Annotated in this window: 25 protein-coding genes and 1 tRNA gene; 12 read left to right on the forward strand and 14 right to left on the reverse strand. The window is 71.0% G+C overall.

The features are described from left to right. Window positions 1-54: 54 nt before the first annotated feature. Window positions 55-1,725 carry a penicillin-binding transpeptidase domain-containing protein gene (locus ACQEV8_RS17985; protein WP_432961330.1) on the forward strand — a complete coding sequence of 557 codons (1,671 nt, stop codon included), beginning with the start codon at window positions 55-57 and terminating at the stop codon, window positions 1,723-1,725. A 9-nt stretch (window positions 1,726-1,734) separates the two neighbouring features. On the opposite strand, the gene ACQEV8_RS17990 is transcribed toward ACQEV8_RS17985, so the two are convergent. Continuing rightward, a complete protein-coding gene (locus ACQEV8_RS17990; RefSeq protein ID WP_432961333.1) occupies window positions 1,735-2,100 on the reverse strand; it encodes an SsgA family sporulation/cell division regulator in 366 nt (121 codons plus the stop codon). A 168-nt stretch (window positions 2,101-2,268) separates the two neighbouring features. Between ACQEV8_RS17990 and ACQEV8_RS17995 the strand changes: the two genes are divergently transcribed. The 6 genes from ACQEV8_RS17995 to ACQEV8_RS18020 all read left to right on the forward strand — a co-directional run bounded on the left by ACQEV8_RS17995 (window position 2,269) and on the right by ACQEV8_RS18020 (window position 7,082). Beyond that, window positions 2,269-3,324 carry an energy-coupling factor ABC transporter permease gene (locus ACQEV8_RS17995; RefSeq protein ID WP_432961336.1) on the forward strand — a complete coding sequence of 352 codons (1,056 nt, stop codon included), beginning with the start codon at window positions 2,269-2,271 and terminating at the stop codon, window positions 3,322-3,324. A gap of 1 nt (window position 3,325) precedes the next feature. After that, on the forward strand, window positions 3,326-4,087 hold the full coding sequence (gene cbiQ / locus ACQEV8_RS18000; RefSeq protein WP_432961339.1) for a cobalt ECF transporter T component CbiQ: 762 nt from the start codon (window positions 3,326-3,328) through the stop codon (window positions 4,085-4,087). Then, on the forward strand, window positions 4,075-4,851 hold the full coding sequence (locus ACQEV8_RS18005; RefSeq protein WP_432961341.1) for an energy-coupling factor ABC transporter ATP-binding protein: 777 nt from the start codon (window positions 4,075-4,077) through the stop codon (window positions 4,849-4,851). The genes cbiQ and ACQEV8_RS18005 overlap by 13 nt, the downstream gene beginning before the upstream one ends. 10 nt (window positions 4,852-4,861) lie before the next feature. Further along, window positions 4,862-5,323, forward strand: coding sequence for a MarR family winged helix-turn-helix transcriptional regulator (locus tag ACQEV8_RS18010; RefSeq protein WP_432961343.1), 462 nt, complete (start codon window positions 4,862-4,864; stop codon window positions 5,321-5,323). Window positions 5,324-5,428: 105 nt separating this feature from the next. Then, window positions 5,429-5,875 (forward strand): organic hydroperoxide resistance protein, encoded by a 447-nt coding sequence (locus ACQEV8_RS18015; protein ID WP_432961345.1) that lies wholly within the window; start codon window positions 5,429-5,431, stop codon window positions 5,873-5,875. Between the two features lie 43 nt (window positions 5,876-5,918). Beyond that, window positions 5,919-7,082, forward strand: coding sequence for a serine hydrolase domain-containing protein (locus ACQEV8_RS18020; RefSeq protein WP_432961348.1), 1,164 nt, complete (start codon window positions 5,919-5,921; stop codon window positions 7,080-7,082). Between the two features lie 27 nt (window positions 7,083-7,109). Here the strand turns inward: ACQEV8_RS18020 and ACQEV8_RS18025 are convergent, their stop codons facing one another. From ACQEV8_RS18025 to ACQEV8_RS18040, 4 genes are all read right to left on the reverse strand, one after another. Further along, on the reverse strand, window positions 7,110-7,385 hold the full coding sequence (locus ACQEV8_RS18025; RefSeq protein ID WP_432961350.1) for a DUF1876 domain-containing protein: 276 nt from the start codon (window positions 7,383-7,385) through the stop codon (window positions 7,110-7,112). A gap of 71 nt (window positions 7,386-7,456) precedes the next feature. Continuing rightward, window positions 7,457-8,302 carry an EamA family transporter gene (locus ACQEV8_RS18030; RefSeq protein ID WP_432961353.1) on the reverse strand — a complete coding sequence of 282 codons (846 nt, stop codon included), beginning with the start codon at window positions 8,300-8,302 and terminating at the stop codon, window positions 7,457-7,459. Next, complete coding sequence (locus ACQEV8_RS18035) at window positions 8,299-8,814, reverse strand: YbaK/EbsC family protein (protein ID WP_432961356.1); 516 nt, start codon at window positions 8,812-8,814, stop codon at window positions 8,299-8,301. The genes ACQEV8_RS18030 and ACQEV8_RS18035 overlap by 4 nt, the downstream gene beginning before the upstream one ends. Window positions 8,815-8,858: 44 nt before the next feature. Further along, window positions 8,859-9,044: a hypothetical protein gene (locus tag ACQEV8_RS18040; RefSeq protein ID WP_432961358.1), complete on the reverse strand. Its 186-nt coding sequence runs from the start codon at window positions 9,042-9,044 to the stop codon at window positions 8,859-8,861. A 101-nt stretch (window positions 9,045-9,145) separates the two neighbouring features. On the opposite strand from ACQEV8_RS18040, the gene ACQEV8_RS18045 reads away from it, so the two are divergent. After that, window positions 9,146-10,285, forward strand: a complete 1,140-nt coding sequence (locus ACQEV8_RS18045) for a glutathione-independent formaldehyde dehydrogenase (RefSeq protein ID WP_432961361.1) — start codon at window positions 9,146-9,148, stop codon at window positions 10,283-10,285. A 56-nt stretch (window positions 10,286-10,341) separates the two neighbouring features. Here the strand turns inward: ACQEV8_RS18045 and ACQEV8_RS18050 are convergent, their stop codons facing one another. Further along, entirely contained in the window at window positions 10,342-11,052 is a 711-nt protein-coding gene (locus ACQEV8_RS18050; RefSeq protein ID WP_432961363.1) for a helix-turn-helix domain-containing protein, read from the reverse strand. A gap of 223 nt (window positions 11,053-11,275) precedes the next feature. Between ACQEV8_RS18050 and ACQEV8_RS18055 the strand changes: the two genes are divergently transcribed. Beyond that, on the forward strand, window positions 11,276-11,947 hold the full coding sequence (locus tag ACQEV8_RS18055; protein ID WP_432961365.1) for a DUF4097 family beta strand repeat-containing protein: 672 nt from the start codon (window positions 11,276-11,278) through the stop codon (window positions 11,945-11,947). Window positions 11,948-12,029: 82 nt separating this feature from the next. On the opposite strand, the gene ACQEV8_RS18060 is transcribed toward ACQEV8_RS18055, so the two are convergent. Together ACQEV8_RS18060 and ACQEV8_RS18065 are read right to left on the reverse strand one after the other, a co-directional pair. Then, window positions 12,030-14,231 carry an MMPL family transporter gene (locus tag ACQEV8_RS18060; protein WP_432961367.1) on the reverse strand — a complete coding sequence of 734 codons (2,202 nt, stop codon included), beginning with the start codon at window positions 14,229-14,231 and terminating at the stop codon, window positions 12,030-12,032. A gap of 124 nt (window positions 14,232-14,355) precedes the next feature. Next, entirely contained in the window at window positions 14,356-14,955 is a 600-nt protein-coding gene (locus ACQEV8_RS18065; RefSeq protein ID WP_432961369.1) for a TetR/AcrR family transcriptional regulator, read from the reverse strand. A 165-nt stretch (window positions 14,956-15,120) separates the two neighbouring features. On the opposite strand from ACQEV8_RS18065, the gene ACQEV8_RS18070 reads away from it, so the two are divergent. Continuing rightward, complete coding sequence (locus ACQEV8_RS18070; protein WP_432961371.1) at window positions 15,121-18,387, forward strand: S41 family peptidase; 3,267 nt, start codon at window positions 15,121-15,123, stop codon at window positions 18,385-18,387. Between the two features lie 67 nt (window positions 18,388-18,454). Here the strand turns inward: ACQEV8_RS18070 and ACQEV8_RS18075 are convergent, their stop codons facing one another. The 4 genes from ACQEV8_RS18075 to ACQEV8_RS18090 form a co-directional block, all read right to left on the reverse strand. Next, window positions 18,455-18,655, reverse strand: a complete 201-nt coding sequence (locus ACQEV8_RS18075) for a hypothetical protein (protein WP_432961373.1) — start codon at window positions 18,653-18,655, stop codon at window positions 18,455-18,457. Between the two features lie 76 nt (window positions 18,656-18,731). After that, window positions 18,732-19,616, reverse strand: coding sequence for an SDR family oxidoreductase (locus tag ACQEV8_RS18080; RefSeq protein ID WP_432961375.1), 885 nt, complete (start codon window positions 19,614-19,616; stop codon window positions 18,732-18,734). Next, window positions 19,613-20,536 (reverse strand): alpha/beta fold hydrolase, encoded by a 924-nt coding sequence (locus ACQEV8_RS18085; RefSeq protein WP_432961377.1) that lies wholly within the window; start codon window positions 20,534-20,536, stop codon window positions 19,613-19,615. The genes ACQEV8_RS18080 and ACQEV8_RS18085 overlap by 4 nt, the downstream gene beginning before the upstream one ends. Next, window positions 20,533-22,053 (reverse strand): flavin-containing monooxygenase, encoded by a 1,521-nt coding sequence (locus ACQEV8_RS18090; RefSeq protein WP_432961379.1) that lies wholly within the window; start codon window positions 22,051-22,053, stop codon window positions 20,533-20,535. Before ACQEV8_RS18090 ends, ACQEV8_RS18085 begins: the two co-directional genes overlap by 4 nt. Window positions 22,054-22,183: 130 nt before the next feature. Here ACQEV8_RS18090 and ACQEV8_RS18095 point away from each other — a divergent pair, with 130 nt between their 5' ends. Further along, window positions 22,184-22,828, forward strand: coding sequence for a MerR family transcriptional regulator (locus tag ACQEV8_RS18095; RefSeq protein WP_432961381.1), 645 nt, complete (start codon window positions 22,184-22,186; stop codon window positions 22,826-22,828). 4 nt (window positions 22,829-22,832) lie between these two features. On the opposite strand, the gene ACQEV8_RS18100 is transcribed toward ACQEV8_RS18095, so the two are convergent. Beyond that, window positions 22,833-23,636: an exodeoxyribonuclease III gene (locus ACQEV8_RS18100; RefSeq protein ID WP_432961383.1), complete on the reverse strand. Its 804-nt coding sequence runs from the start codon at window positions 23,634-23,636 to the stop codon at window positions 22,833-22,835. Between the two features lie 89 nt (window positions 23,637-23,725). On the opposite strand from ACQEV8_RS18100, the gene ACQEV8_RS18105 reads away from it, so the two are divergent. Then, window positions 23,726-24,202 carry a GNAT family N-acetyltransferase gene (locus ACQEV8_RS18105; protein WP_432961385.1) on the forward strand — a complete coding sequence of 159 codons (477 nt, stop codon included), beginning with the start codon at window positions 23,726-23,728 and terminating at the stop codon, window positions 24,200-24,202. Between the two features lie 65 nt (window positions 24,203-24,267). Here the strand turns inward: ACQEV8_RS18105 and ACQEV8_RS18110 are convergent. Continuing rightward, a tRNA-Ala gene (locus ACQEV8_RS18110) sits at window positions 24,268-24,341 on the reverse strand. Window positions 24,342-24,351: the final 10 nt, after the last annotated feature.

Genomic DNA, 24,351 nt, shown 5'->3' on the forward strand with positions numbered 1-24,351 from the left:
TGGGACAGCTGAGGGCAACGGGGACCCTGGGGATTCGCGGAGGAACGGACAGCAGTGGGCAACAGAAGGCGCGTCGCCGAGCGACGGAAGACGAGACCCGCCGTGATCGGCGGGGTGATCGCCGTGGTCGTCGGTGGTGCCGGGTTCGGCGCCTACGCGCTGTTCGGCGGTGGCGCGGCCGCCGACGACGGGACCCGGGCATCATCGGACGAGAAGCCCGAGGTGAAGACCGGGCCGCTGTCGGCGGCCGAGGTCACCACCACCGCCCGTGCCTTCCTCACCGCCTGGCAGTCCGGGAAGGTTCCGCGGGCCGCCGCGGCCACCGACGAAGCGGCCGCGGCGACGGCCCTGCTCACGGGCTACACCAAGGACGCCCGGATCAAGGACGTCACCCTCACCCCGGGCAAGCGCACCGGCGACAAGGTGCCGTTCTCCGTCAAGGGCACCGTGGCGTACAAGGACACCGAGAAGCCGCTGGCGTACGAGAGCGCGCTGACCGTCGTCCGCCGCACCAGCGACGGAAAGCCGCTGGTGGACTGGCACTCGGCGGTCGTCCACCCGGATCTGAAGGACGGCGACAAGCTGGTCACCGGTGAGGCGGGCACGCCCCCGGTGAAGGCGCTCGACCGGGACGGCGGCGAGCTGACCAAGCAGAAGTACGCCTCCCTCGGCCCGGTCCTGGACGGCCTGCGCGAGAAGTACGGCAAGGAGGCGGGCGGCAAGGCCGGCATCGAGCTGCGGGTCGTGCGCGGGAAGTCCGCCAAGTCGGACGACCTCTCCGACAAGACGCTGCTGGAGCTGAGCAAGGGCACGCCCGGCACGGTGAAGACCACGCTGGACCCCGCCCTGCAGGCGGCGGCCGAGAAGCAGGTCGCGAAGAAGGCCAAGTCGTCGGTGGCCGTCATGCGGGCCTCGACCGGCGAGATCCTGGCCGCCGCCAACGCCTCGCCCGGCTTCAACACCGCCTTTCAGGGCTCCCTCGCGCCCGGCTCCACGATGAAGGTCATCACCGCCTCGCTGCTGCTGGACAAGGGCCTCGCCTCGGCGGACAAGAAGCACCCGTGCCCGAAGTACTTCACGTACGGGCACTGGAAGTTCCAGAACGACGACAAGTTCGAGATCAAGAACGGCACGTTCAAGGCGAGCTTCGCCCGCTCCTGCAACACGGCCTTCATCAGCCAGGCGCCGAAGCTCAAGGACGACGACCTGACCAAGGAGGCCCAGCAGGTCTTCGGCCTGGGGATGAACAACTGGGCGATCGGGGTGCCGTCCTTCGACGGAGCCGTGCCGGTGCAGTCGGCGGCCCAGATGGGGGCCTCGCTGATCGGGCAGGGCGGGGTCCGGATGAACCCGCTGAACATGGCGTCGGTGTCGGCGACGGTCAAGACCGGGACCTTCCACCAGCCGTACCTGGTCTCCCCCGACGTGGACGGGCGCAAGCTCGCCAAGGCCTCGCGCGCGATGCCGGCGGGTACGGCATCGCAGATTCGTGAGCTGATGTCGTACACGGCCGCGTACGGCACAGCCGCGGAGGCGATGTCCGGTGTCAGCGGCGATGTCGGTGCGAAGACCGGGTCGGCCGAGGTCGACGGGCAGAAGAAGCCGAACGGCTGGTTCACCGCCTACCGGGGTGATCTGGCGGCAGCGGGCGTCGTCCAGCAGGGCGGGCACGGCGGCGAGACGGCCGGGCCGATCGTGGCGGCGCTGCTGAAGGCGGGGAGCTGACCCGGAAGGTCAGTGGATGACCGGTTCCGCGGCGGCGATGTACGTCCGCCGCAGGAACCGCAGCAGCGCCTGCCGTTCGAACTGCACCACCAGCACCCCCTCCGGGGAGTGGAACTCGACCACGGCCTGCACCCGGCCGCACGGCCACACCCGCACCTCGCCGCTGCCCGCGGGGGCCCGCAGCCCCTCCTCGAGGAGATCCCGGCCGAAGGTCCACTCGCCGGCCCCGGGCCCCGGCAGCCTGATGCCCACCACACGGGGATCCCGGTCGGGGTCGTACCGCAGAGTGACCGGAACCGCCTCCAGCTCATCGATCAACGGGACGGCCGCGTCCGTGACGATGTGGGCTCGCGCGTACTGCTCGACTACGGACATCGGACGGCCCCTTCACCGTGCGCAATCCGAGTGGAAACCGTGCGTCCACTCCCCCTCCAATGTCGCATATTTTCCGGATTGCGCCCTCGGGGCCGGACATATCACGGGTGAGATAAGACAAGCATCACGCTCTTGCAAAGCGTTCGCATCAAGCCACATCATCGAAACGTGCATGTACCTGACGGATTCATCAACGTCCCCACCTCCGCCGCCACCGGTGTGATCGCCGCCGGCGCCGTCGCCGTGAGCCTGCGTGGCGCACGGCGCGAACTCGACGAGCGCACCGCCCCGCTGGCCGGCCTCGTGGCGGCGTTCATCTTCGCGGTGCAGATGCTCAACTTCCCCGTGGCGGCCGGGACCAGCGGCCATCTGCTCGGGGGCGCGCTCGCCGCGATCCTGGTAGGCCCCTTTACCGGGGTCCTGTGTGTCTCCGTCGTCCTGCTGATGCAGGGCCTGCTCTTCGCGGACGGCGGCCTGACCGCGCTCGGCGTGAACATCACCAACATGGCGATCGTGACGACGGTCGTCGCCTACGCCCTCTTCCGCGGCCTGGTGAAGGTGCTCCCCCGCACCCGTCGGTCGATCACCGCGGCCTCTTTCGTCGCCGCCCTCGTCTCCGTCCCGGCCGCCGCCCTGGCCTTCACGCTCATGTACGCGATCGGCGGCACCACCGACGTGTCGATCGGCAAGGTCGCCACCGCCATGATCGGTGTGCACCTCCTGATCGGCATCGGTGAGGCCGCGATCACCGCGCTGACCGTCGGCGCGGTCCTCGCCGTGCGCCCGGACCTGGTCCACGGCGCCCGCGGCCTCACCCCGAAGCTCAAGCTGCGGGTGAACGGCGAACTGGTCGACGCGCCCGGCGCCGAACCCGGGCCCGCACCCGTGGCCGCCCGGACCTCCCACCGCGGGGTGTGGGCCGCGGGCCTGGTCGCCTCCCTCCTGCTGGCCGGATTCGTCAGCTTCTACGCCTCGGCCGACCCGGACGGCCTGGAGAAAGTCGCCGGCGACCACGGCATCGACAAGAAGGCCGAGGAGCACGACGCGGCCGACTCCCCGCTCGCCGACTACGGCGTCAAGGATGTCGACGACGCCCGCCTGTCCGGGGGGCTGGCGGGCGTCATCGGCGTGGGTGTCACGGTCGTCGCGGGCACCGGTGTCTTCTGGGCCGTGCGCCGCCGCCGTTCGGACGACACCTCACCGGCCGACACCACGAGCGTCTGACATGGGTGCGGGTCACGCGCACAAGCTCTACCGGCACGGGCACTCGCCCGTGCACGGCCTGCCACCGCACACCAAGCTCGCCGCCGTGTTCGCCTTCGTGCTGGTCGTGGTGGCGACACCGCGCGAGGCGATGTGGGCGTTCGGGGGGTACGCCGTACTGCTGGGCGTCGTCGCGTACGCCGCGCGCGTGCCCGCCGGGTTCCTGCTGCGGCGGCTGCTGATCGAGGTGCCGTTCGTCGCGTTCGCGGTGCTCATGCCGTTCGTCGCGGAGGGCGAGCGGGTCGACGTCCTGGGGATGTCCCTGAGTGTCAACGGCCTGTGGGGCGCCTGGAACGTGCTCGCCAAGGGCACGCTCGGCGTCACCGCCTCCGTCCTCCTCGCCGCCACCACCGACCTGCGCGAACTGCTCCTCGGCCTGCAGCGCCTCAAGCTTCCGCCGCTCCTCGTGCAGATCGCGTCCTTCATGATCCGCTACGGCGACGTCATCGCGGACGAGATGCGGCGCATGCGGATCGCCCGGGAGTCCCGCGGCTTCGAGGCGAAGGGCGTCCGGCACTGGGGCGTGCTCGCCAAGTCCGCCGGGGCGCTGTTCATCCGCTCCTACGAGCGCGGCGAGCGTGTGCATCTGGCCATGGTCAGCCGGGGCTACGCCGGCGCCATGCCGGTCATCGACGAGGTGACCGCGTCCCGGACGCAGTGGTCGTACGCCCTGGCCCTCCCGGGCGCCGCCCTCGTCGTCTGTCTGCTGGGATGGGCCCTGTGACTGATGTGACCCCCTCGCTCGAAGTGGCCGGACTGGCCTTCGCCTACCCCGACGGGCACCAGGCCCTGTTCGGCGCCGACTTCTCGGTCGCGCGCGGTGAGCGGGTGGCGCTGCTCGGGCCGAACGGCGCCGGCAAGACGACCCTCGTGCTGCACCTCAACGGCATCCTGACCGGCGGAGCCGGCACGGTGAAGGTCGCCGGGCTGCCCGTCGGCAAGCAGCACATGGCCGAGATCCGGCGCCGGGTCGGCATCGTCTTCCAGGACCCGGACGACCAGCTCTTCATGCCGACCGTCCGGGAGGACGTGGCGTTCGGGCCGGCGGCGGCCGGCCTGAAGGGGCCGGAGCTGGAGGAGCGCGTGGACCGGGCCCTGGAGCGGGTCGGCATGGCGGAGTTCAAGGACCGGCCCCCGCACCACCTCTCCTTCGGGCAGCGCCGCCGGGTGGCCGTCGCGACCGTCCTCGCCATGGAGCCGGAGATCCTCGTCCTCGACGAGCCCTCCTCCAACCTCGACCCCGCCTCCCGTCGTGAACTGGCCGACATCCTGCGCTCGCTGGACGTGACGGTCCTGATGGTCACGCACGACCTGCCCTACGCCCTGGAGCTGTGCCCGCGTTCCCTGATCCTCAGCGAGGGCGTGATCGCGGCGGACGGCCCGACCGGCGTGCTGCTCTCCGACGAGGAGCTGATGCGCGCCCACCGGCTGGAGCTGCCGTTCGGCTTCGATCCGCGTTCCGTGCCGGCCGCCCCGGCCCGTCCGTGACAATGAGCGCGTGACGAACGCAGAGGACGCCGGATCACTGCTGCTCGACGACCAGCTGTGCTTCGCGCTGTACGCCGCCCAGCGCGCGGTGACGGCCGCGTACCGCCCGCTCCTCGACGACCTCGGCCTCACCTACCCCCAGTACCTCGTGCTGCTGGTCCTCTGGGAGCGAGGCGAGACCACGGTCAAGGAACTGGCCGCTGCCCTGCGCCTCGACTACGGCACGGTCTCGCCCCTGCTGAAGCGGCTGGAGACGGCGGGCCTGCTGCGGCGCGAGCGGTCGGCGCGGGACGAGCGGTCGGTGCTCGTGGCCGTGACCGGGCGCGGGGAGGAACTCCGGGAGCGCGCGACGTGCGTGCCCGGCGCGCTGCTCACGGCGACGGGCCTGGACGGCACGGAGATCGCGCGGCTCCGCGAGGAGCTGTGGCACCTGGCCGAGAAGGCGGAAGCGGCGGTCGGGCGGGCCCGCTGACCGCGGGCTGCCCGGGGTTGGCACCCCCTGGTGGCGCAGGTCGGTTACTGGCCAGTACCTTGTGCACGATGCGTTTGTGCACACTTGGTTCCGGGGGAGGACAGCATGACTGACGGCCCCGCCGTCGACACCCGCCCGACGAAGATCATGTACGTCGCGGAGGCCACCGCCCACGGCGGCCGCGAGGGCTACGTCACCAGCCAGGACGGCCAGATCGACCTCAAGGTCGCGATGCCCCCGCAGCTCGGCGGCGACGGAAACGGCACCAACCCGGAACAGCTCTTCGCGGCCGGCTACAGCTCCTGCTTCCACAACGCCCTGATCCTGGTCGGCAACCGCGAGGGCTACGACCTGACCGGCTCCACGGTCGCCGCGAAGGTCGGCATCGGCCCCAACGCCCAGCAGGGCTACGGCCTCGCGGTCGCCCTGAGCGTCTCCCTGCCGGTCGTCGACCCCGACCTCGCGACCAAGCTGGTGGACGCGGCCCACGCGATCTGCCCGTACTCGAACGCGACCCGCGGGAACATCGGCGTGACCATCCTGCTTGGCTAAGGGAGGAACCCCACAGCACCGCAGCAGGACGAGGAGTACGGACGTGGACGTCAACGGCACAGTCGCCGAGGGCTTCGAGCCGGTCAGGGAAGCGTTCGTACGGAACTTCGAGACGCTCGGGGAGCGGGGCGCGTCGGTCGCCGTCTACCGGGACGGGCAGCGGGTCGTCGACCTGTGGGCCGGCACGAGGGACGTCGACGGCACGGCCCTCTGGGAGCCCGGCACCGCCCAGGTCGTGCGCTCGGCGACCAAGGGCCTGGCCGCCGCCGTACTCCTGCTGCTGCACCAGCGCGGACAGCTGGACCTGGACGCGCCGGTGGGCCACCACTGGCCGGAGTTCAAGGCGCGGGGCAAGGAGCGGGTGCTGGTCCGGCACGTCCTGAACCACCGGGCCGGACTGCCGGTCCTCGACCACCCCCTCACCCCCGAGCAGGCCCTCGACCCGCTGCGGGGCCCCGAGGCGGTCGCCGCCCAGGCCCCCGTGTGGGAGCCCGGCACCGACCACGGCTACCACGCGCTCACCTACGGCTGGATGCTCGACGAACTGGTGCGTCGCGTGACCGGGCAGGGCGCGGGCGAGTGGCTCGCGGCACAGATCACCGGCCCGCTGGGCCTGGACCTCTGGCTGGGCCTGCCCGAATCGGAGGCCCACCGGGTGGGACGCGCGGGCCGTGTGGAGGGCCCCGAGCCGACCGGGGGCCTGCGTGCCCGCCCGAAGCGCTCGGTCACCGAGGCCTACGAGGACCCGGCCTCCCTCACCCGCCGGGCCTTCGCGGCGATCACCCCGTTCCCGGAGCAGAACGACCCCGCCTACCGCGCGGCGGCCCTGCCCGCCACCAACGCCATCGCGACGGCGGACGGACTGGCCCGCTTCTACGCGACGCTGATCGGCGACACGGCCGGCGCCGGGCGTCTCTTCACGCCGGAGACGGTCGAACTGGCCCGGGCCGAGGAGTCGGCGGGCCCCGACCGTGTCCTGGTGGTCGGCACCCGCTTCGGCCTCGGCTACATGCTGCACGGCAGCGCCTCGCCCTTCCTGTCCCCGGGCTCCTTCGGCCACCCGGGCCGCGGCGGCGCCCTGGGCTTCGCGGACCCGGAGTCCGGCATCGCCTTCGGCTACGTCACGAACGGCTTCCGCAAGACGGTGACGGCGGATCCGCGGGCGCAGGGGCTGGTACGGGCGGTACGGCAGGCGCTCGGCCTCTGAGACTCCCGGTCTCCGGCCTCTCGACCTCTAGACGTGGATCGGGTGGGAGATCCGCCCGGACGCCTGGTCGATCTCCTCATGGGCTTTGGTCAGCAAAAGCATGGCGAGTTCGTTGAGCGCCCGAGCCCCGGCGATCTCCTCTCCGACCCTGGGCTGATTGACGTCGGACCGGTGCCGGTTGGCCGCCCCGTGCGCTCGTACCTCGGTGCCGTCGGGCAGCCGGACCAGCGCGACCGCGCGCGTGTGCTGCTCGTCCTCCATGAATTCCATCTCGACGTGCCATCCCGCTCGGGTGTGCATCATGACGATCACCTCCGGAAGACCTAGTTCCAGGGTGCTCCTCGCACCAGCGGGACGCACCCGTCCCGACGCGCCTATCCGGCGTGCAGCATCAACCCGATGCCGACGACGAGCAGCCCGGCCGCCGCGATCCGCGGAATCCCGAACCGCTCCTTGAAGAACACGGCCCCGATCGCCGCGCCCACGATGATCGACGACTCGCGCAGGGCGGCGATGGGCGCGAGCTCGGCCTTGGTCTGGGCCCACAGGACGAGGGCGTAGGCGGCGACGGAGAGAGCGGCCCCGACGAGCCCGATCACGGCGAACGGCCGCAGCAGGGCGACGGTCCGCCCGCGCCAGCGGCTCACGGCGTACGCGGGGATGACGACCCCTTGCACGGCCATCAGCCAGGCGATGTACCCGAGTGAGGAGCCCGACGCACGCACGCCCAGCCCGTCCACCACGGTGTACACGGCGATCGTCAGCCCGGTCGCCAGGGCCGCCCCGATCGCCGCCCAGTCGGGCCGCCGCCCGCGCAGTCCCCACAGGGCGACGCCGGTCAGCCCCGCGCACGACACGGCTACACCGGCGGCGGCCCACCCGTCGGGCACCTCGTGGGCGAAGAGCGCGGCGAGCAGGGTCACGACGAGGGGCGCGGTGCCGCGCGCGATGGGATAGGCCTGCCCGAAGTCGCCCAGCCGGAAGGACTTCATCAGCAGCGCGTAGTAGGCGATGTGGATGGCGGCGGAGAGGAGCAGATACGGCCACGCCCCGGCCGCCGGGAACGCCACGAACGGCGCGAGTGCCAGCCCGATGACCAGGCCGCCGCCCGAGATCAGCGCGAACCCGGCGAGTTTGTCCGTGATCTTGTGCGCGATGGCGTTCCAGCTGGCGTGGGTCACGGCGGCGAGCAGGACCGCGGCCGTGACCAGCGGCGTCACGAGTCGCTTTCGCGCACGTCCACCAGGGCGGCGCCGGCGTGGGCGACGAGGTCGCCGGGCGCCATGGGGAACATCGTGTACGGGGTCCCGGCCGCCGCCCACACGGTCCCGTGGTCGAACAGGGAGCGGTCGGCGAGCACGCGGGTCTTCGTCCGGTGCCCGAAGGGCGGCACGCCGCCGATGGCATAGCCGGTCGTCTCCCGTACGACATCGACCTTGGCCCGGGTGACCTTGTCCGCACCGAGCTCCTTGCGCACCAGTTCGAGGTCGACCCGGGAGGCCCCGTCCATGAGTACCAGCACGGGCACCCCGTCGGCCGCGAAGATCAGCGACTTGCAGATCTGGTTCAGCTCACACCCGAGGGCGGCGGCGGCCTCGGCGGCGGTACGGGTGGCTTCCGGGAAGCGGCGGACCCGGCCGAGCACATCCGCGAGCCCCAGCTCACGCAGGGCCTGGGCGAAAAGGGGATGTGCTCCGGGGTTCCCGGCGTCAGTGGCGGCTGTCGTCGTCATGGGGGCACGCTAGCCGTACGTGTATCGGACACGCGAGGGGGGTTTCAGCGGGCGGTGTCCTCCGGTGCGACGTCCGCGAACTCCCACCACGCGAGCGGCAGCCAGTCTCCGTCGACGAAGCCGTCGACGGAGCCTCCGGTGCCCTGGATGGCTACGCGGGTGCCCACCGGGTAGGTCGTGCCGGACAGGCCGGAGACCGATACGAGCAGTGATCCGATACGACGTGACAAGGCCTTGAACCTTTCCTCTTCGATCATCTTCTCTGAGTGCAAATCCTCCCATCATGTACCAGCCTGGTATATGAGCCAGGACACAGATGGAGGTGCTGACGATGAGGGCTGTCGTATACAAGGGCCCCTTCGAGGTGGCGATAGAGAAAGTGGAGGATCCCCGGATCCAGCACCCGAACGATGTGATCGTGCGGGTGACGTCGACGGCCATCTGCGGCTCGGACCTGCACATGTACGAGGGCCGTACCGCCGCCGAGCCGGGCATCGTGTTCGGACACGAGAACCTCGGCGTCATCGAGGAGACAGGAGAGGGAGTCACGTCGCTGAGCCGCGGCGACCGGGTGGTCATGCCGTTCAACGTGGCCTGCGGCTTCTGCAAGAACTGTACGGCGGGCTTCACGGGCTTCTGCCTGACGGTGAACCCGGGCTTCGCCGGCGGCGCCTACGGCTATGTCGCGATGGGGCCCTACACAGGGGGCCAGGCGGAGTACGTACGGGTTCCGTACGCCGACTTCAACTGCCTCAAGCTCCCCGAGGGCACCGAGAAGGAAACGGACTATGTCCTTCTCGCCGACATCTTCCCGACCGGCTACCACGGCAACGAACTGGCCGATGTGCGTCCCGGTGAGAGCGTCGCCGTGTACGGCGGCGGTCCGGTCGGGCTGATGGCCGCCTACTCGGCGATGCTGCGCGGTGCGAGCAAGGTGTTCGTCGTCGACCGGGTGGCGGAGCGGTTGCAGAAGGCGCGGGAGATCGGTGCGGTGCCGATCGACTTCACGCAGGGCAGTCCGGCCCAGCAGATCAAGGACCAGACCGAGGGCCAGGGCACGGACAAGGGTGTCGACGCCGTCGGCTACCAGGCCCAGGCGCAGGGCGAGGACCGTGAGGAACCGGCGATCGTACTGAACTCGCTCGTCGAGACGGTCCGGCCGACGGGTGCTCTCGGGGTGCCCGGCCTGTACGTGCCGCGCGACCCGGGCGGACCGGACGAGCAAGCCAAGCAGGGCATGCTGATGGTCGCCATCGGGCGCCTCTTCGAGAAGGGGCTCCGCATGGGCACCGGGCAGTGCAACGTCAAGCGGTACAACCGTCACCTGCGCGACATGATCATCGAGGACCGGGCGAAGCCGAGCTTCGTCGTCTCGCACGAACTGCCGCTCGACCAAGCGCCGTCGGCGTACGACAAGTTCGACAAGCGCGTCGAGGGCTACACCAAGGTCGTCCTGCATCCGCACGCCTGAGACAGGACGACCGCGGGGCCGGCGGCGGCCTCGGCCCCCGCCGGCCCGTGGACCGACTATGCCTTCGTACGGAGGATCTCGCGGGCCTGCTCCGCCGCGCGGGCCGTGCTCTCGCTGACGAAGTCGAGGAAGCGGGCGATGTTCTCGAGCCGGGCGGCGACCGGGGTGCCGGGGCCCAGGACGCCGACGCCCTGGCGGGCGATCTCGACGAGCTGGGCGATGGACCGGGCGCTGGCCATCATCGACTGGTACCAGATGTCGTCGTCGACGATGTAGCGCTCGCGGCGGCGTTCGTCGCGTTCCCGGCGGACCAGACCCTGGCTGTCCAGGAACGCGACCGCCTTGGAGATGGACGCCGGGCTGACCTGGAGGCGCTGGACGAGTTCGGACGCGGTGAGGCTGCCGCTGTCGGTCAGGGTGAGGGAGGCCATCACTCTGGCCGGCATCGTCGTCATGCCCGAGGCCATCAGGACGGTGGTGAACACCTCCTCGTACTCGCGCACGGCCTCCGCGTCGCGCCCATGGGCCTGCGGGGGCGCCTCCGCCGCCCTGGGCGTGGCCTGCCGGCGCCGGTGGGCACGGTGTTCGGTGGCCCGGTGGGCGAGGTCGGCGCGGTAGGCGGTGGGGCCGCCGTTGCGCATGACCTCGCGGGTGATGGTCGAGGTCGGGCGGTCGACTCGTCTGGCGATCTCCGCGTAGGCGAGGCCGTCGGCCAGTCCCAGTGCGATCTGCTGACGTTCCTGCTGGGTGAGCCTGCCTCCCGGCATCGCGATCTCCTTCGTTCTCCTCAGGTGGCCTCCAGCATAGCGTTCACCTTCATTTCATTGCAACGATAGCCCGAGCATCGTTGCGTTAAATAAGCAACCATTGCAACGAAATTGCCGTTCTCACCTGCACTTATGCTCCTGAATCGCAACGAGTGCGTTGCCATACTCATGAACGCAACGTAGCGTTTCACTCGTCGGAAACAGCGAGTCGAAGGAGAGCACGATGCAGAAGTTCACCACCCCCGCCCCGATCTCCACCGTCCTCAACATCCCCGCCGGACGTATCCGGTTCATCGCCGCCGACCGGGACGACACCACCGTCGAGGTCCGGCCCGCGGACAGTTCGAGCGGCCGCGACGTGAAGGCGGCTGAGCAGATCGGCGTCGAGTTCGGCGACGGTGTGCTGCGGATCGAGGCCGCACCGGCGAAGAACCGGATCCTCGGCAACTCCGGGTCCGTCGAGGTGACCGTCCAGTTGCCCGCCGGCTCCCGTGTCGAGGCGAAGGCGGCCAGCTCCGAGTTCCGGGGCGTCGGACGGCTCGGCGACGTCGCCTTCGAGGGCCAGCACGGCTCGGTCAAGCTCGACGAGACCGAGGGCGCCCGCCTCACCCTCCTCGCCGGCGATGTCTCGGTGGGCCGGCTGGGCGGGTCCGCGGAGATCAGCACCCAGAAGGGCGACATCCGGGTCACCGAGGCCACGGGCGGCTCGGTCGAGCTGCGTACCGAGCACGGCGAGATCTCGGTCGGCGCGAGCCGCGGCGTCTCCGCCTCACTGGACGCCGGCACCGGCTTCGGCCGGATCCACAACACGCTGATGAACGCCGACGGCGGCGCCGCCGGCCTGAACATCCGCGCGACCACCTCCTACGGCGACATCACCGCCCGCGGCCTGTAGGGGAAATGAGCGCGGAGAAGCCGGTGAGGGCACCCGTCCCCACGGAGCCCTCACCGGCCGGTTCATCAAAAGCGGTGGAACGTCAGGCGCGCACCAGCTCCCGGTCCGTGTCCCCGCGGCCGGAGTCCGGGCGCAGGCCCTCGCCCTCGACGTCCACGTTGGGCAGCGCCCGGTCCAGCCACTTGGGCAGCCACCAGGCCTTGCGGCCGAGGAGGGCCAGGACGGCCGGGACGATCGCCATCCGGACGATGAACGCGTCGAAGAAGACCGCGATCGCCAGGCCGAAGCCGATCATCTTGACCATCGACTCGGACGAGCCGATGAAGCCGGCGAAGACCGCCATCATGATGACCGCCGCCGCCGTCACCACCCGGGCGCCGTGCCGGAAGCCCGTCACGATCGCCTGGCTCGGCTTCTCGCCGTGGACGTAGGCCTCCCGCATCCGGGTCACGAGGAACACCTCGTAGTCCATCGCCAGGCCGAAGACCACGCCGACCATGAAGATCGGCATCATCGACATGACCGGGCCCGTCTGCTCCACGCCCATCAGGCCCGACAGCCAGCCCCACTGGAAGACCGCGACCACCGCGCCGAGGGCCGCCATCACCGACAGCAGGAAGCCGAGGGCCGCCTTCAGCGGGACCAGGATCGAGCGGAACACCACGATCAGGAGCAGGAAGGCCAGGCCGACCACCAGGACCAGATAGGGGATCAGCGCGTCGTTGAGCTTCTCGCTGACGTCGATGTTCATCGCCGTGCTGCCGGTGACCAGGACGTTCGCGTCGGTGTCGGCCTTGATGCCCGTGCCCGCGTCCCGGATGCCGTGCACCAGGTTCTCCGTCGTCACCGAGGACGGCTGGGAGCCCGGGATCACGGTGATGGTGGCCGTGTCTCCGGCCTTGTTGGGCGCCGGCGGCATCACCGTGACGACATCCTTGAGGCCCTTGATCTCATCGCCGACGTCACCGAAGACCGCCTTCGGGTCGTCGCTCTTCTTCGCGTCGACCACGACCATCAGCGGGCCGTTGAAGCCGGGGCCGAAACCCTCGGACAGCAGGTCGTAGGCGCGGCGCTGGGTGGTGGAGGTGGGCTGGGAGCCGTCGTCCGGCAGGCCCAGTTCCAGGCTCGACGCCGGGACGGCCGCCGCGCCGAGGCCGATGACACCGAGCAGCAGCACCGCGATCGGACGGCGGACGACGAAGCTCGCCCAGCGCGTGCCCAGGTTGGGGCGCTCCGGCTTCTTCGGCGCCCGGCCGAACCGCTTGCCCTTCTCCCCCATCGGCTTCACCCTGCGGCCCGCGTACCCGAGCAGCGCCGGGATCATGGTCAGGGCGATCAGCACCGCGATGGCCACCGTGCCCGCCGCGGCGATGCCCATCTTGGTCAGCATCGGGATGTTGACGACCGACAGACCCACCAGCGCGATCACGACCGTCAGGCCCGCGAAGACCACCGCCGAGCCCGCCGTGCCGGTGGCCCGGCCCGCCGCCTCCTCGCGGTCGCGGCCCTCGGCCAGTTCGGCGCGGTAGCGGGAGACGACGAACAGGGCGTAGTCGATGCCGACCGCCAGGCCGATCATCATCGCCAGGGTGGAGGTGGTCGAGCCCAGGTCCAGCACACTGGCCAGGGCCGTGATCGCGGAGACGCCGATGCCCACGCCGATGAGCGCCGTCAGCAGGGGCAGACCGGCCGCGACCAGTGAGCCGAAGGTGATGACGAGGACGACCGCCGCGACCGCGATGCCGATGATCTCGCTGCTGCCGGTGTGCGGGACCGTCTGGAGCGCGTCACCGCCGATCTCGACGGTCAGCCCGCTCTTGCGCGCGTCCTGCGCGCTGTCCTGAAGGGCGTCGCGCGAGGAGTCCTCCAGCTCCATGCCGGAGACCTTGTACGACACCTGCGCGTACGCGATCGTGCCGTCCTTGCTGACGGCCTTCGCCTGGTACGGGTCGGTGACGCGGGCGACCTCGGAGCCGTCGGCCAGTTCCTTGACGGCCTCCCGGACCGTCGCCTTGTTGCCGGGGTCGGTCATCTTCTCGCCGCTCGGTGCCTTGAAGACGACGCGTGCGGTGGCTCCGTCGGCGCTCACGCCGGGGAAGCGCTCTTCCAGCAGGTCGAAGGCCTTCTGGGCCTCCGTGCCGGGGATGGAGAACGAGCTGTTGCCCGCGGCGGGGGCGCTGGCCGCGCCGACACCGGCGAGGGTCAGCAGGGCCACCCATATCAGGGCGACGAAGTGCCGCCGCCGGAACGAGAGCCGGCCGAGTTTGTAGAGGAAAGTGGCCACGTGGGCGTACTCCCGGTCAGGTCGTGGGGTGTTTCAGGGCAGGGGTGATCAGCCCGACGACGTGAGCGGCGATCGCGTCAGGTGCTGCGGTGGGGATTGCTCAGGTGGTGGTTCAGACGGTGGTTCAGACGGTGGGGATGCCGAGGGCGGGGAGGACCACGGCGTCGATGTACGAGATGAGGAAGGCCTGCGTCGGCTGCTGTTCGTCGATCAGCGTGCGGGTGGCGAAGGCGCCCACCAGCATGTGCACGACGTAGTCCAGGGCCGGACAGTCGGCGCGGATCTCACCGCGGTCGACCGCTCTTCGCACCACCCGGTGGAACTCCTCCATCTCCGGCTCGATCAGCAGTTCCCTGAACGCCTGGAGAAGATCCGGGTCGGCGTGCACCGCCATGAACAGACCCCGCATCAGCGCGGCGTTCTGCTGCATGGTGCAGTCGTCCTCACGTGAGGTGAGGGCGTGGAGGTCGCCGCGCAGGGAGCCGGTGTCGACGTCGGCGATGTCGCCCGGCTTGTTGTGCCGGACCGCCTTCGCCACCAGCTCCGGCTTGCCGCCCCACTGGCGGTAGAGCGTGGCCTTGCTGGACCGCGTGCGCGCCGCTACGGCGTCCATGGTGAGGGCGTCGTAGCCGACTTCCCGGAGCAGGTCGAGCACAGCCGTGTACAGCTCGGCCTCACGCTCGGGGGTGATCCGACTGCGACGCGGGGTGGCGACCTCAGTCATCTCTCTCACCTTCCTGCTTCCGAACGACACGGTTTCGTACATGACGAATGTAGCGCAGCCCCCATAGAAACGAAACCGTTTCGTACGTGTGCCGCGTCACCCTGGATCACCGAGGGGCGTTTGTCATAACTTGCTCTGCTTCGCCCCCAGGCAAAGCATGGGGAGGTGAGCTATCTGCGCGTGCCGCACCTCCATGACGACCTGCTGTGCTTCGTGGCCGAGGACGACCTCTGGCTCGCACCGCTCGACGCCCCCGGGCGGGCCTGGCGGCTCACCGTCGACCGCACCAAACTGGGCCACCCCCGCTTCTCGCCCGACGGCCGCCACCTCGCGTGCACGAGCTGGCGCACCCTGGTGCCCGAGGTCCATCTCGTCCCGGTGGACGGCGGCCCGGGACGTCGGCTGACCCACTGGGGCAGCGCCGACACCCGGGTCTGCGGCTGGACCCCGGAGGGCGAGATCCTGGCCGTGGCCTCGCACGGCGAGCCCTTCTCCTTCTTCACCTGGGGTTACAAGGTCCCCCTCGACGGCGCCCCGGGCCGCAAACTGCCCTGGGGGCCGGTCTCCGACATCCAGGTCGCGGACCTGGACGGCGAGCGCAAGAGCCTGCTCCTCACCGGCACCCCGCCGCACGAACCCGCCTCCTGGAAGCGCTACCGGGGCGGGGCCACAGGCCGGCTGTGGCTGCACGGCGAACGGCTGCTGGCCGGACTCGGCGGCCATCTGCACTCCCCCATGTTCGTCGGCGGCCGGATCGCCTTCCTCTCCGACCACGAGGGCGTCGGCAACCTCTACTCCTGCGCGTACGACGGCTCCGACCTGCGCCGCCACACCGACCACGACGCCTTCTACGCCCGGCACGCCTCCAGCGACGGGACCCGCGTGGTGTACCAGTGCGCGGGCGACCTGTGGCTGGTCGACGACCTGTCGCCGGACTCCGCGCCCCGGCGCCTCGACGTACGGATGGGCGGGCCGCGCGCGGGCCGGCGGCCGTACCAGGTGGCGGCGGCCCAGCACCTCGACGGGATCTCGGTCGACGAGACCGGGCGGGCCAGCGCCGTCGTCGTACGTGGCAGCCTCTACTGGCTCACCCACCGCGACGGGCCCGCCCGCACCCTCACCGACACCCCGGGCGTCCGCGTGCGGATGCCGGAGATGTTCGGCGCGAGCGGGCGGGTGGCGTATGTGACGGACGCGGAGGGCGAGGACGCGATCGAGATCGCCTCGCTGCCCAGGGCGTCCGGCGCCCGTGAGCCGTACCGGCTCGCCTCCGGCGCCCTGGGCCGGGTGCGCGAGCTGGTCTCGGACCCGGAGGGCGAGCGGCTCGCCGTCGCCTCCCACGACGGGCGACTGCTGCTCGTGGACGTCACCGAGGACTCGGACGGCGAGGTCACCGAGCTGATCCGGTCGATCAACGGGCCCGTGCGCGACCTCGCGTTCTCCCCGGACGGGGCGTGGCTGACCTGGTCGCATCCGGGCATCGGGCGGACCCTGCGGCAGATCAAGATGGCCAGGATCCAGGGGGGTGCTGTCATCGACGTCACCAACGGCCGCTTCGAGGACGAGAACCCGGTGTTCACACGCGACGGCCGCTACCTCGCCTTCCTGTCCTGGCGCGGCTTCGACCCCGTCTACGACGTGCACACCGGCGACCTGTCCTTCCCGCTGGGCTGCCGCCCGTACCTCGTGCCGCTGTCCTCCGCGACGCCCTCCCCGTTCGCGGTGAACCCGGAGGGCCGTCCGGCCGCCGGGGGCCTGGACCCGGTGGAGGACGACGAGAACGGCGACGGCGGGGCGGTGACCGTCGAGGCCGAGGGTCTGGAGAGCCGGGTCACGCCCTTCCCGGTGGCCGCCTCCAAGTACTCGGCGCTGCACCCGGTCGCGGGCGGCGGGCTGGTGTGGCTGCGCTGGCCGATCTCGGGCGCGCTGGGCGAGACGTTCGCCAACCCGGACGACACCAGCGGCCGTCCGACCCTGGAGCACTTCGGCATCACCAAGGCCAAGAGGACCGAACTCGTCGACCACCTCGACTGGTTCGCGGTGAGCGGCGACGGCAGCAGACTGGTCGTGGTCGACGAGGGTGAGCTGCGCGCGGTGCCCGCCGTCGAGTCGGGCGACGCCGACTCGACGGTGTGGATCGACGCGCGCCGCATCCTGCACGTGGTCGACCCGGCGGCGGAGTGGCGGCAGGCGTACGAGGAGGCCGGGCGGCTGATCCGGGCGTACTTCTGGGAGCCGGGCATGTGCGGCATCGACTGGGCCGGGGTGCTGGACCAGTACCGTCCGCTGGTCGAACGGGTCGCCTCCCCGGACGAGTTCGCGGACCTGCTGCGCGAGGTGCTGGGCGAGCTGGGCACCTCCCACGCGTACGTCACCGCCGCCCGGCGCAACGAGGGCCCGCCGCACTACCAGCGCCGGCAGGGCCTGCTGGGCGCCAACTTCGTACGCCGGGACGGCGGCTGGACGGTGCTGCGGATCCTGGCCGGCGACTCCTCCGACTCCAAGGCCCGCTCCCCGCTGGCCGGCACGGGCATCCGGGAGGGCGCGGTCCTCACCCACGTCGACGGCCGCCCGGTCGATCCCGACGCGGGCCCCTGTCCGCTGCTGGCGGGCGCGGGCGGTACGACGGTGGAGCTGACCTTCACCCCGGCCGAGGACTCGGCGGAGGCCGCGGTGGAAGGCACGGCGGAGGCCGTGGGCCCGCCCCGGCGGGTCGCCGTCGTCCCGCTGGTGGACGAGCGGCCGTTGCGCTACCAGGACTGGGTGGCCAAACGCCGGGCGGTGGTCCGGGAGTTGAGCGGCGGACGCTGCGGCTATCTACACATCCCGGACATGGGCGGTTCGGGCTGGGCGCAGTTCAACCGCGATCTGCGCATGGAGGTGTCCCGCCCGGCGCTGATCGTGGATGTACGCGGCAACGCCGGCGGTCACATCAGCGAGCTGGTCATCGAGACGCTGAGCCGCACGATCCTGGGCTGGGACCTGACCCGCGACGCCCAGCCCGTGTCGTACACCTCGAACGCGCCGAGGGGCCCGGTGGTGGCCCTGGCGGACGAGGCGACCTCCTCCGACGGCGACATGATCACCGCCGCGTTCAAGCTGCTGAAGCTGGGCCCGGTGGTGGGGCAGCGCACCTGGGGCGGTGTCGTCGGCATGACCGGCCGCCACGAGCTGGGGGACGGCACGGTGATCACGGTGCCGATGAACGCGGCCTGGTTCGACGCCTACGGCTGGTCGGTGGAGAACCGGGGCGTCGCCCCCGACATCGACGTCCTGCGCACCCCACTGGACTGGGCGGAGGGCCGCCACGCCCAGCTGACCGACGCGGTGGAGCTGGCGCTCGGGCTGCTGGAGAGCAGCCCGGCTGCGGTGCCTCCGACGTACAGCGACGTACCGGACCGCTCCCGGCCGAAGCTGCCGCCGCGCACATGAGGCCCGTGGCGTGGACGTGCGGAAGGGGTGCCCCGCGCGAGGCACCCCTTCCGTTCAGATCGCGTCGTCAGGCGTCGTGGTCCTGGTCGAAGCGGTCCTCCTGCTCGCGCTCCCGCTCACGGTCACGCTGCGGGTGCTGCGGCGACTCCATGTCCTCGTCGCGCCGGCGGCCACGGCCCTGCATCTGCTCGCGGGCCTGGTCGGCCTTCTGACGGGCCTGGTTCTGCCACTGCTCGGACTTCTCCTGGAACTGGTCCTTCATACCCATGTGGGTTCACTCCCGTTGGGGGTGAGGGGATCTGGCTCGATCAGATTCACACGGGTCGTGACCCTGCGCATGTCGATCACTCACGGAGCGTAGCCCTCTGCTGCTCATCGGCCGCTCCACCCGCCCCGACGAGGCCTGAGCGCATGCCCGTCAGCCGGTCCGCGAACCGCCGCATCTCGCGCTGCCCCACCGTCCCGATGACCCCGGGCAGGTAGCCGCGCACGCCCTGCATGCCGCGCAGCCACCACTGCCCGTACACATGGCTCGACCGGCTCTCTATCCCGGCCACGAGCCGGTCCACGGCCGGGCCCAGCGGATAGGTCTTGTTGGACGGCCAGGGCAGCCGCTGCCTCAACTCCCGCATGACGTCGTCCTGGTCGGCCCCGCGGACCATGTCGGTGTCGGTCCACGACAGATACCCGACGCCGACCTTCACGCCCCGGTGCCCGACCTCGGCGCGCAGGCTGTGCGCGTACGCCTCCACACCGGACTTGGACGCGCAGTAGGCCGTCATCATCGGCGCCGGAGTGATCGCGGCGAGGGACGCGATCTGGAGCAGATACCCCCGGCTCTGAAGCAGCGACGGCAGGAAGGCGCGGCCGGTCACCGCCGAGCCGATCAGGTTGACCTCGATCACCCGCCGCCAGGACTCCGGGTCGGAGTCCGTGAAGGGACCGCCGGTGGCGACACCGGCGTTGGCGACGACGATGTCGACCCTCCCGAAGCGCTCCTTGACCTCGCTCGCGACCCGGGCCATCGCCTCGTGGTCGGTGACGTCGGCGTGCCAGTGGTCGCTGTCACTGTGCAGCCGCCCGGAGACCTCCTTCAGCGCGTCCGGCTCCAGACCGACCAGGGCCACCTTCACCCCGCGCGCGGAGAGCTTGCGGGCCAGCAACTCCCCGACGCCGCGCGCCGCCCCGGTCACCACGGCGACCTTCCCCTCGAGGCTCACCCTGCTCATGCGCTCTCCTCGGATACGACCTGGATGTGTGCGTGGACGAGTTCCCGGATGGTGCCGGTGACCAGTTCGGGCGCCTCGATGGGCGTCATGTGGCCGATGCCCGGCAGTTCGACGATCCCGGTGCAGTGCGGCAGCGCGGCGGCCAGGGCCCGGGCCTGCACCGGCGGCGTCAGCCGGTCCGCCGTACCGACGACGACGGCCGTGGGCACCCGCAGCTCTCGCACGCCGTGGTCGAGGTCGAGCAGATCCAGCACCTGCGACCAGGCGTGGCGGACCTTGCGGGGACAGGCGTGCACGATACGGGCGCACGCCTCGACCATGTGCGGGGCCGAACCGGCGCCCATCGTGCCGTACCTGAGGATCCGCCGGGCCAGCGGCGTGACCGGGCCGAGCGGCGCCCGGGAACCGAGGATCCGCCGCGTCAGCCAGGTGCGCGGCCGCCCGGCCCGGATCGGTACGACGGTGGAGGCGGCGACCAGCTGCGAACTGCCCGTGCTGCACAGCAGGACGGCGGCCGCGTGTGCCCGGAAGGCGGGCCTCGCGGAGGCCGCCATCACGGTCATGCCGCCCATGGAGTGCCCGGCGATCACGGCCTGTTCGCCGGGCGCCAGGGTGGCTTCGAGTACGGCCTCCAGGTCGTCGGCGAGCGCCTCGGCACTGCACGCGGGGCTCGCCGGGCTGCGCCCGTGGCCGCGCTGGTCGTAGGCGATGACCCGGTGGTCGGCGGCCAGTTCACGGATCTGCGCCGCCCAGAAGGCGGTGGAGCAGGTCCAGCCGTGGGCCAGGACGACGGCCGGGGCACCGTCGGGGCCGTGGATCTCCACGTGCAGCCGGGCGCCGTCGGCGGAGACGGCGGCCAGCTCCCGGGCGGGGGCGGGCGGAGCGTAGGGCCCGGTCTCGACACGCAGCAGCCGGCTCACGCGTCCGCCCCGGCCTTCTCGGCCTCCGCCCGCACGGGAACGCGCAGGACGTCGTACTCGGCGAGGTCGACCCGGCGCGTCGCCCGCCGGAACTCGCCCGTCGTGCCGGGCCAGATGGTGGTGTTGCGGCCGCTCGCGTCGAGGTACCAGCTGGTGCAGCCGCCGGTGTTCCACACCGTGCGCTTCATGCGCTCCCCCACCCGGTGGTTCCAGGCCCGTACGGCACCAGGTCGGGCGTCGAGGGCGACCCTGCCGCCGAGGACGTCGAGCTGGCGGACGTAGTCGGCCAGGTAGTTCAACTGGGACTCGATCATCAGGATCATCGAGGAGTTCCCGAGGCCCGTGTTGGGCCCGATGATCGTCATCCAGTTGGGGAAACCTGCGGCGGAGGCGCCGCGCAGGGCCTCCATGCCGCCCTTCCAGGTCTCGGCGAGGGTCCGCCCGTCGGCGCCCACCACCCGGTCCGCGATGGGCATGTCGGTGACATGGAACCCGGTGCCGAAGACGATCGCGTCGGCCTCGGTCGCACTGCCGTCCGCGGCGACCAGGGTCGATCCGCGCACCTCGGCCAGGCCGCTCGCGACCACGTCCACATTGGGCTGCGCGAGCGCCGGGTAGTAGTCACTGGACAGCAGGATCCGCTTGCAGCCGATGCGGTAGTCCGGGGTGAGCTTCGCCCGCAGCGCCGGGTCCTTGATGGAGCGGGCCATGTTGCGCCGGGCCAGCTCCTCGACGAGACCGAGCTGGCCCGGGTGTTTGGTGAACGCCTGCACCTGCAACTCCCGGATGCCCCACAGCAGTCCGCGCCTGAGCTGCGAGGTGAAGGGCAGCTGCCGGTGCAGCCAGCGCTCGCCGTCGCTGATGTTCCGGTCGACGCGGGGCATGACCCACGGCGGGGTCCGCTGGAACAGGGTCAGGCGCGAGACGTCGGGCTGAATGGCCGGCACGATCTGGGCGGCCGAGGCCCCGGTCCCCACCATCGCGACGCGCTTGCCGCGCAGGTCGTAGTCGTGGTCCCAGCGGGCCGAGTGGAAGACCTTGCCGGGAAAGGACTCCAGCCCCGGTATCTCCGGCACCTTCGGGTCGGACAGCGGCCCGGTCGCCGACACCACCAGGTCCGCCGACAGGTTCCCGCTGCTGGTCTCGATGTCCCAGCACAGCCGCTCGGCGTTCCAGCTCATCCGCTTCACCTCCGAGTCGAAGCGGAGGTGCGGCCGCAGCCGGAACACGTCCGTGACGTGCTCCAGATAGGCGCGGATGTGCTCCTGCCCGGAGAAGGTGCGCGGCCACTCGGGGTTGGGCGCGAAGGAGAACGAGTACAGATGCGAGGGCACGTCACAGCGGCAGCCCGGGTAGCTGTTGTCCCGCCAGGTGCCGCCGACGCTGCTCGCCCGCTCCAGGACGACGAAGTCCGTGATGCCCTCGCGGCGCAGCCGCACGGCGGCCCCCAGCCCGCCGAACCCGGACCCGACCACCGCGACCCGTACATGCTCGCGTTCGTGTTCGCGTTCGCCCATGCCGACACCTCCACACACCACGAGAACCATGCCAGTGAACACTGGCGCAATGGGAGCGTAGGGCAGCGGGGTACTCATGGGTAGGGGGCAGAACAAGGAAGTTACCCGTGGTACGCCTTAAGGTGCGCAGGTGGCCGAGAAGCGTGAATACCGCATGGACGAGCTGGCCCGCCTGGCCGGGATCACGGTGCGCACTCTGCGTTTCTACCGCGAACGCAAACTGATCCCGCCGCCTCGCAGGGAAGGCCGTATCGCCTGGTACGACGATCACCACCTGGCCCGCCTGCGCACGATCACGGCCCTGCTGGAACGCGGCCACAACCTCAGCGGCATCGCGGAACTCGCGGAGGCCTTCGACAACGGCCGCGACGTCGGCGACCTGCTCGGCGTCGGAGGCGCCCCCACCGAGGAGGAGCCGGTCCACCTCACCCCCGAGGAACTCGCCGACCACTTCGCCGGCGAGACCACGCCCGAGAACCTCGCCGCCGCGATGGAACTCGGCTACCTCGGCACCGACGGCGACGAGATCGTCCACATCAGCCGCCGCCTCCTCGATGTCTCCTCGGCCCTGGTCCACGAGGGCATCCCCCTCGCCGAGGTCCTCGACGCGGCCAAACAGGTCCGCACCCACGCCGACGCCCTGGCCGAACTCTTCACGGACCTGGTCCTGCGCCACGCCTCCCCGACCGACCTCCCCCGGCTGCGGCCGCTGGCACGGAGCGTGGTGGAGGCGGAACTGTCACTGGCGCTGGACCGGCGGATGCGCAGGCCCTGAGCCCTTACCGCTCGTACACGACAGTCACGGGCGCATGATCGGACCACCGCTCCTCATGCGTGGCGGCCCGCTCCACGAACCCCTTGACGGCCCGCCCGGCGAGCCCGGGCGTGGCCACGTGGTAGTCGATCCGCCATCCTGAATCATTGTCGAAAGCCCGCCCACGGTACGACCACCACGAATACGGCCCCTCGGTGTCCGGGTGCAGCGCCCGCACCACGTCGACGTACCCCCCGTCCGCCGCGTCGAGGACCTGGGTGAGCCACTCCCGCTCCTCCGGCAGGAACCCGGAGTTCTTCTTGTTCCCGCGCCAGTTCTTGAGGTCGGCCTCCTGATGGGCGATGTTCCAGTCGCCGCAGACCAGGACCTCACGCCCCTCGGCGGCGGCCCGCTCCCTGAGGCCCTTCAGATAGGCGAGGAACTCGCCCATGAAGCGGATCTTCTCGTCCTGCCGCTCAGTGCCGACCTCACCCGAGGGCAGATAGAGGGAGGCGACGGTGACCCCTGGGAGGTCGGCCTCCACATAGCGCCCGCTGCCGTCGAACTCCTCGGACCCGAAGCCGACCTGGACCCGGTCGGGCTCGCGGCGGCTGTACAGGGACACCCCGGCCCGCCCCTTGGCAGCGGCCGGCGCGTGTGTCACATGCCACCCCTCGGGCGCCCGCACCTGCTCGGGCAGCTGCCCCGGCTCGGCACGCACCTCCTGCAGGCACAGCACATCGGCGTCGGTCGCCGCCAGCCACTCCACGAAGCCCTTCTTCGCGGCGGCACGCAGCCCGTTCACATTCACAGAGGTAACAGTCAGCACCCCGGCACGATACCGGCGCACTGGACGAGGTCCAGTTCCGGATCGAACACACTCCCCCACGAAGCATGAGGTGACATACGGTATTCGGCATGCATATACGCCGGGTCTCCTTCGACCACCCCGACGCCACGAAGCTCAGCGACCAGGTCCAGGCCGAATACCACGTCCGCTACGGCGACGGAGGCGACGCCACGGTCCTGGCCGCCTCGGACTTCGCACCGCCGAACGGCACCTACCTGCTCGCGTACGACGAGCACGACTCCCCCGTCGCCTCGGGCGGCTGGCGCACCCAGGACGCGAACGACGAGGGCAACCTGGACGGCGACGCCGAGATCAAGCGCATGTACGTGGTCGACGGCATGCGCGGCCGGGGCCTGGCCCGCCGCATCCTGGCCGCCCTGGAGGAGGACGCCCGCGCGGCCGGCCGGACCCGCATGGTCCTGGAGACCGGCACCGAGCAGCCGGAGGCGATAGCCCTGTACACCTCCAGCGGCTACGAGCCGTGCGGCAAGTTCGGCTACTACCGCCACCACGAGTCGAGCCGCTGCTTCGCGAAGGGCCTCTGAGGCGTGGGGTGCTGAACACACGTCAGAGCCCCGGTCGGGAATCCCGACCGGGGCTCTGAGCTGCGTGGACCTGAGGGGATTTGAACCCCTGGCCCCCTCGATGCGAACGAGGTGCGCTACCGGACTGCGCCACAGGCCCTTGCAACGAG

This window comes from Streptomyces sp. CA-179760 (genome assembly GCF_050937045.1).
In the GTDB taxonomy this organism is placed as follows: Bacteria; Actinomycetota; Actinomycetes; order Streptomycetales; family Streptomycetaceae; genus Streptomyces.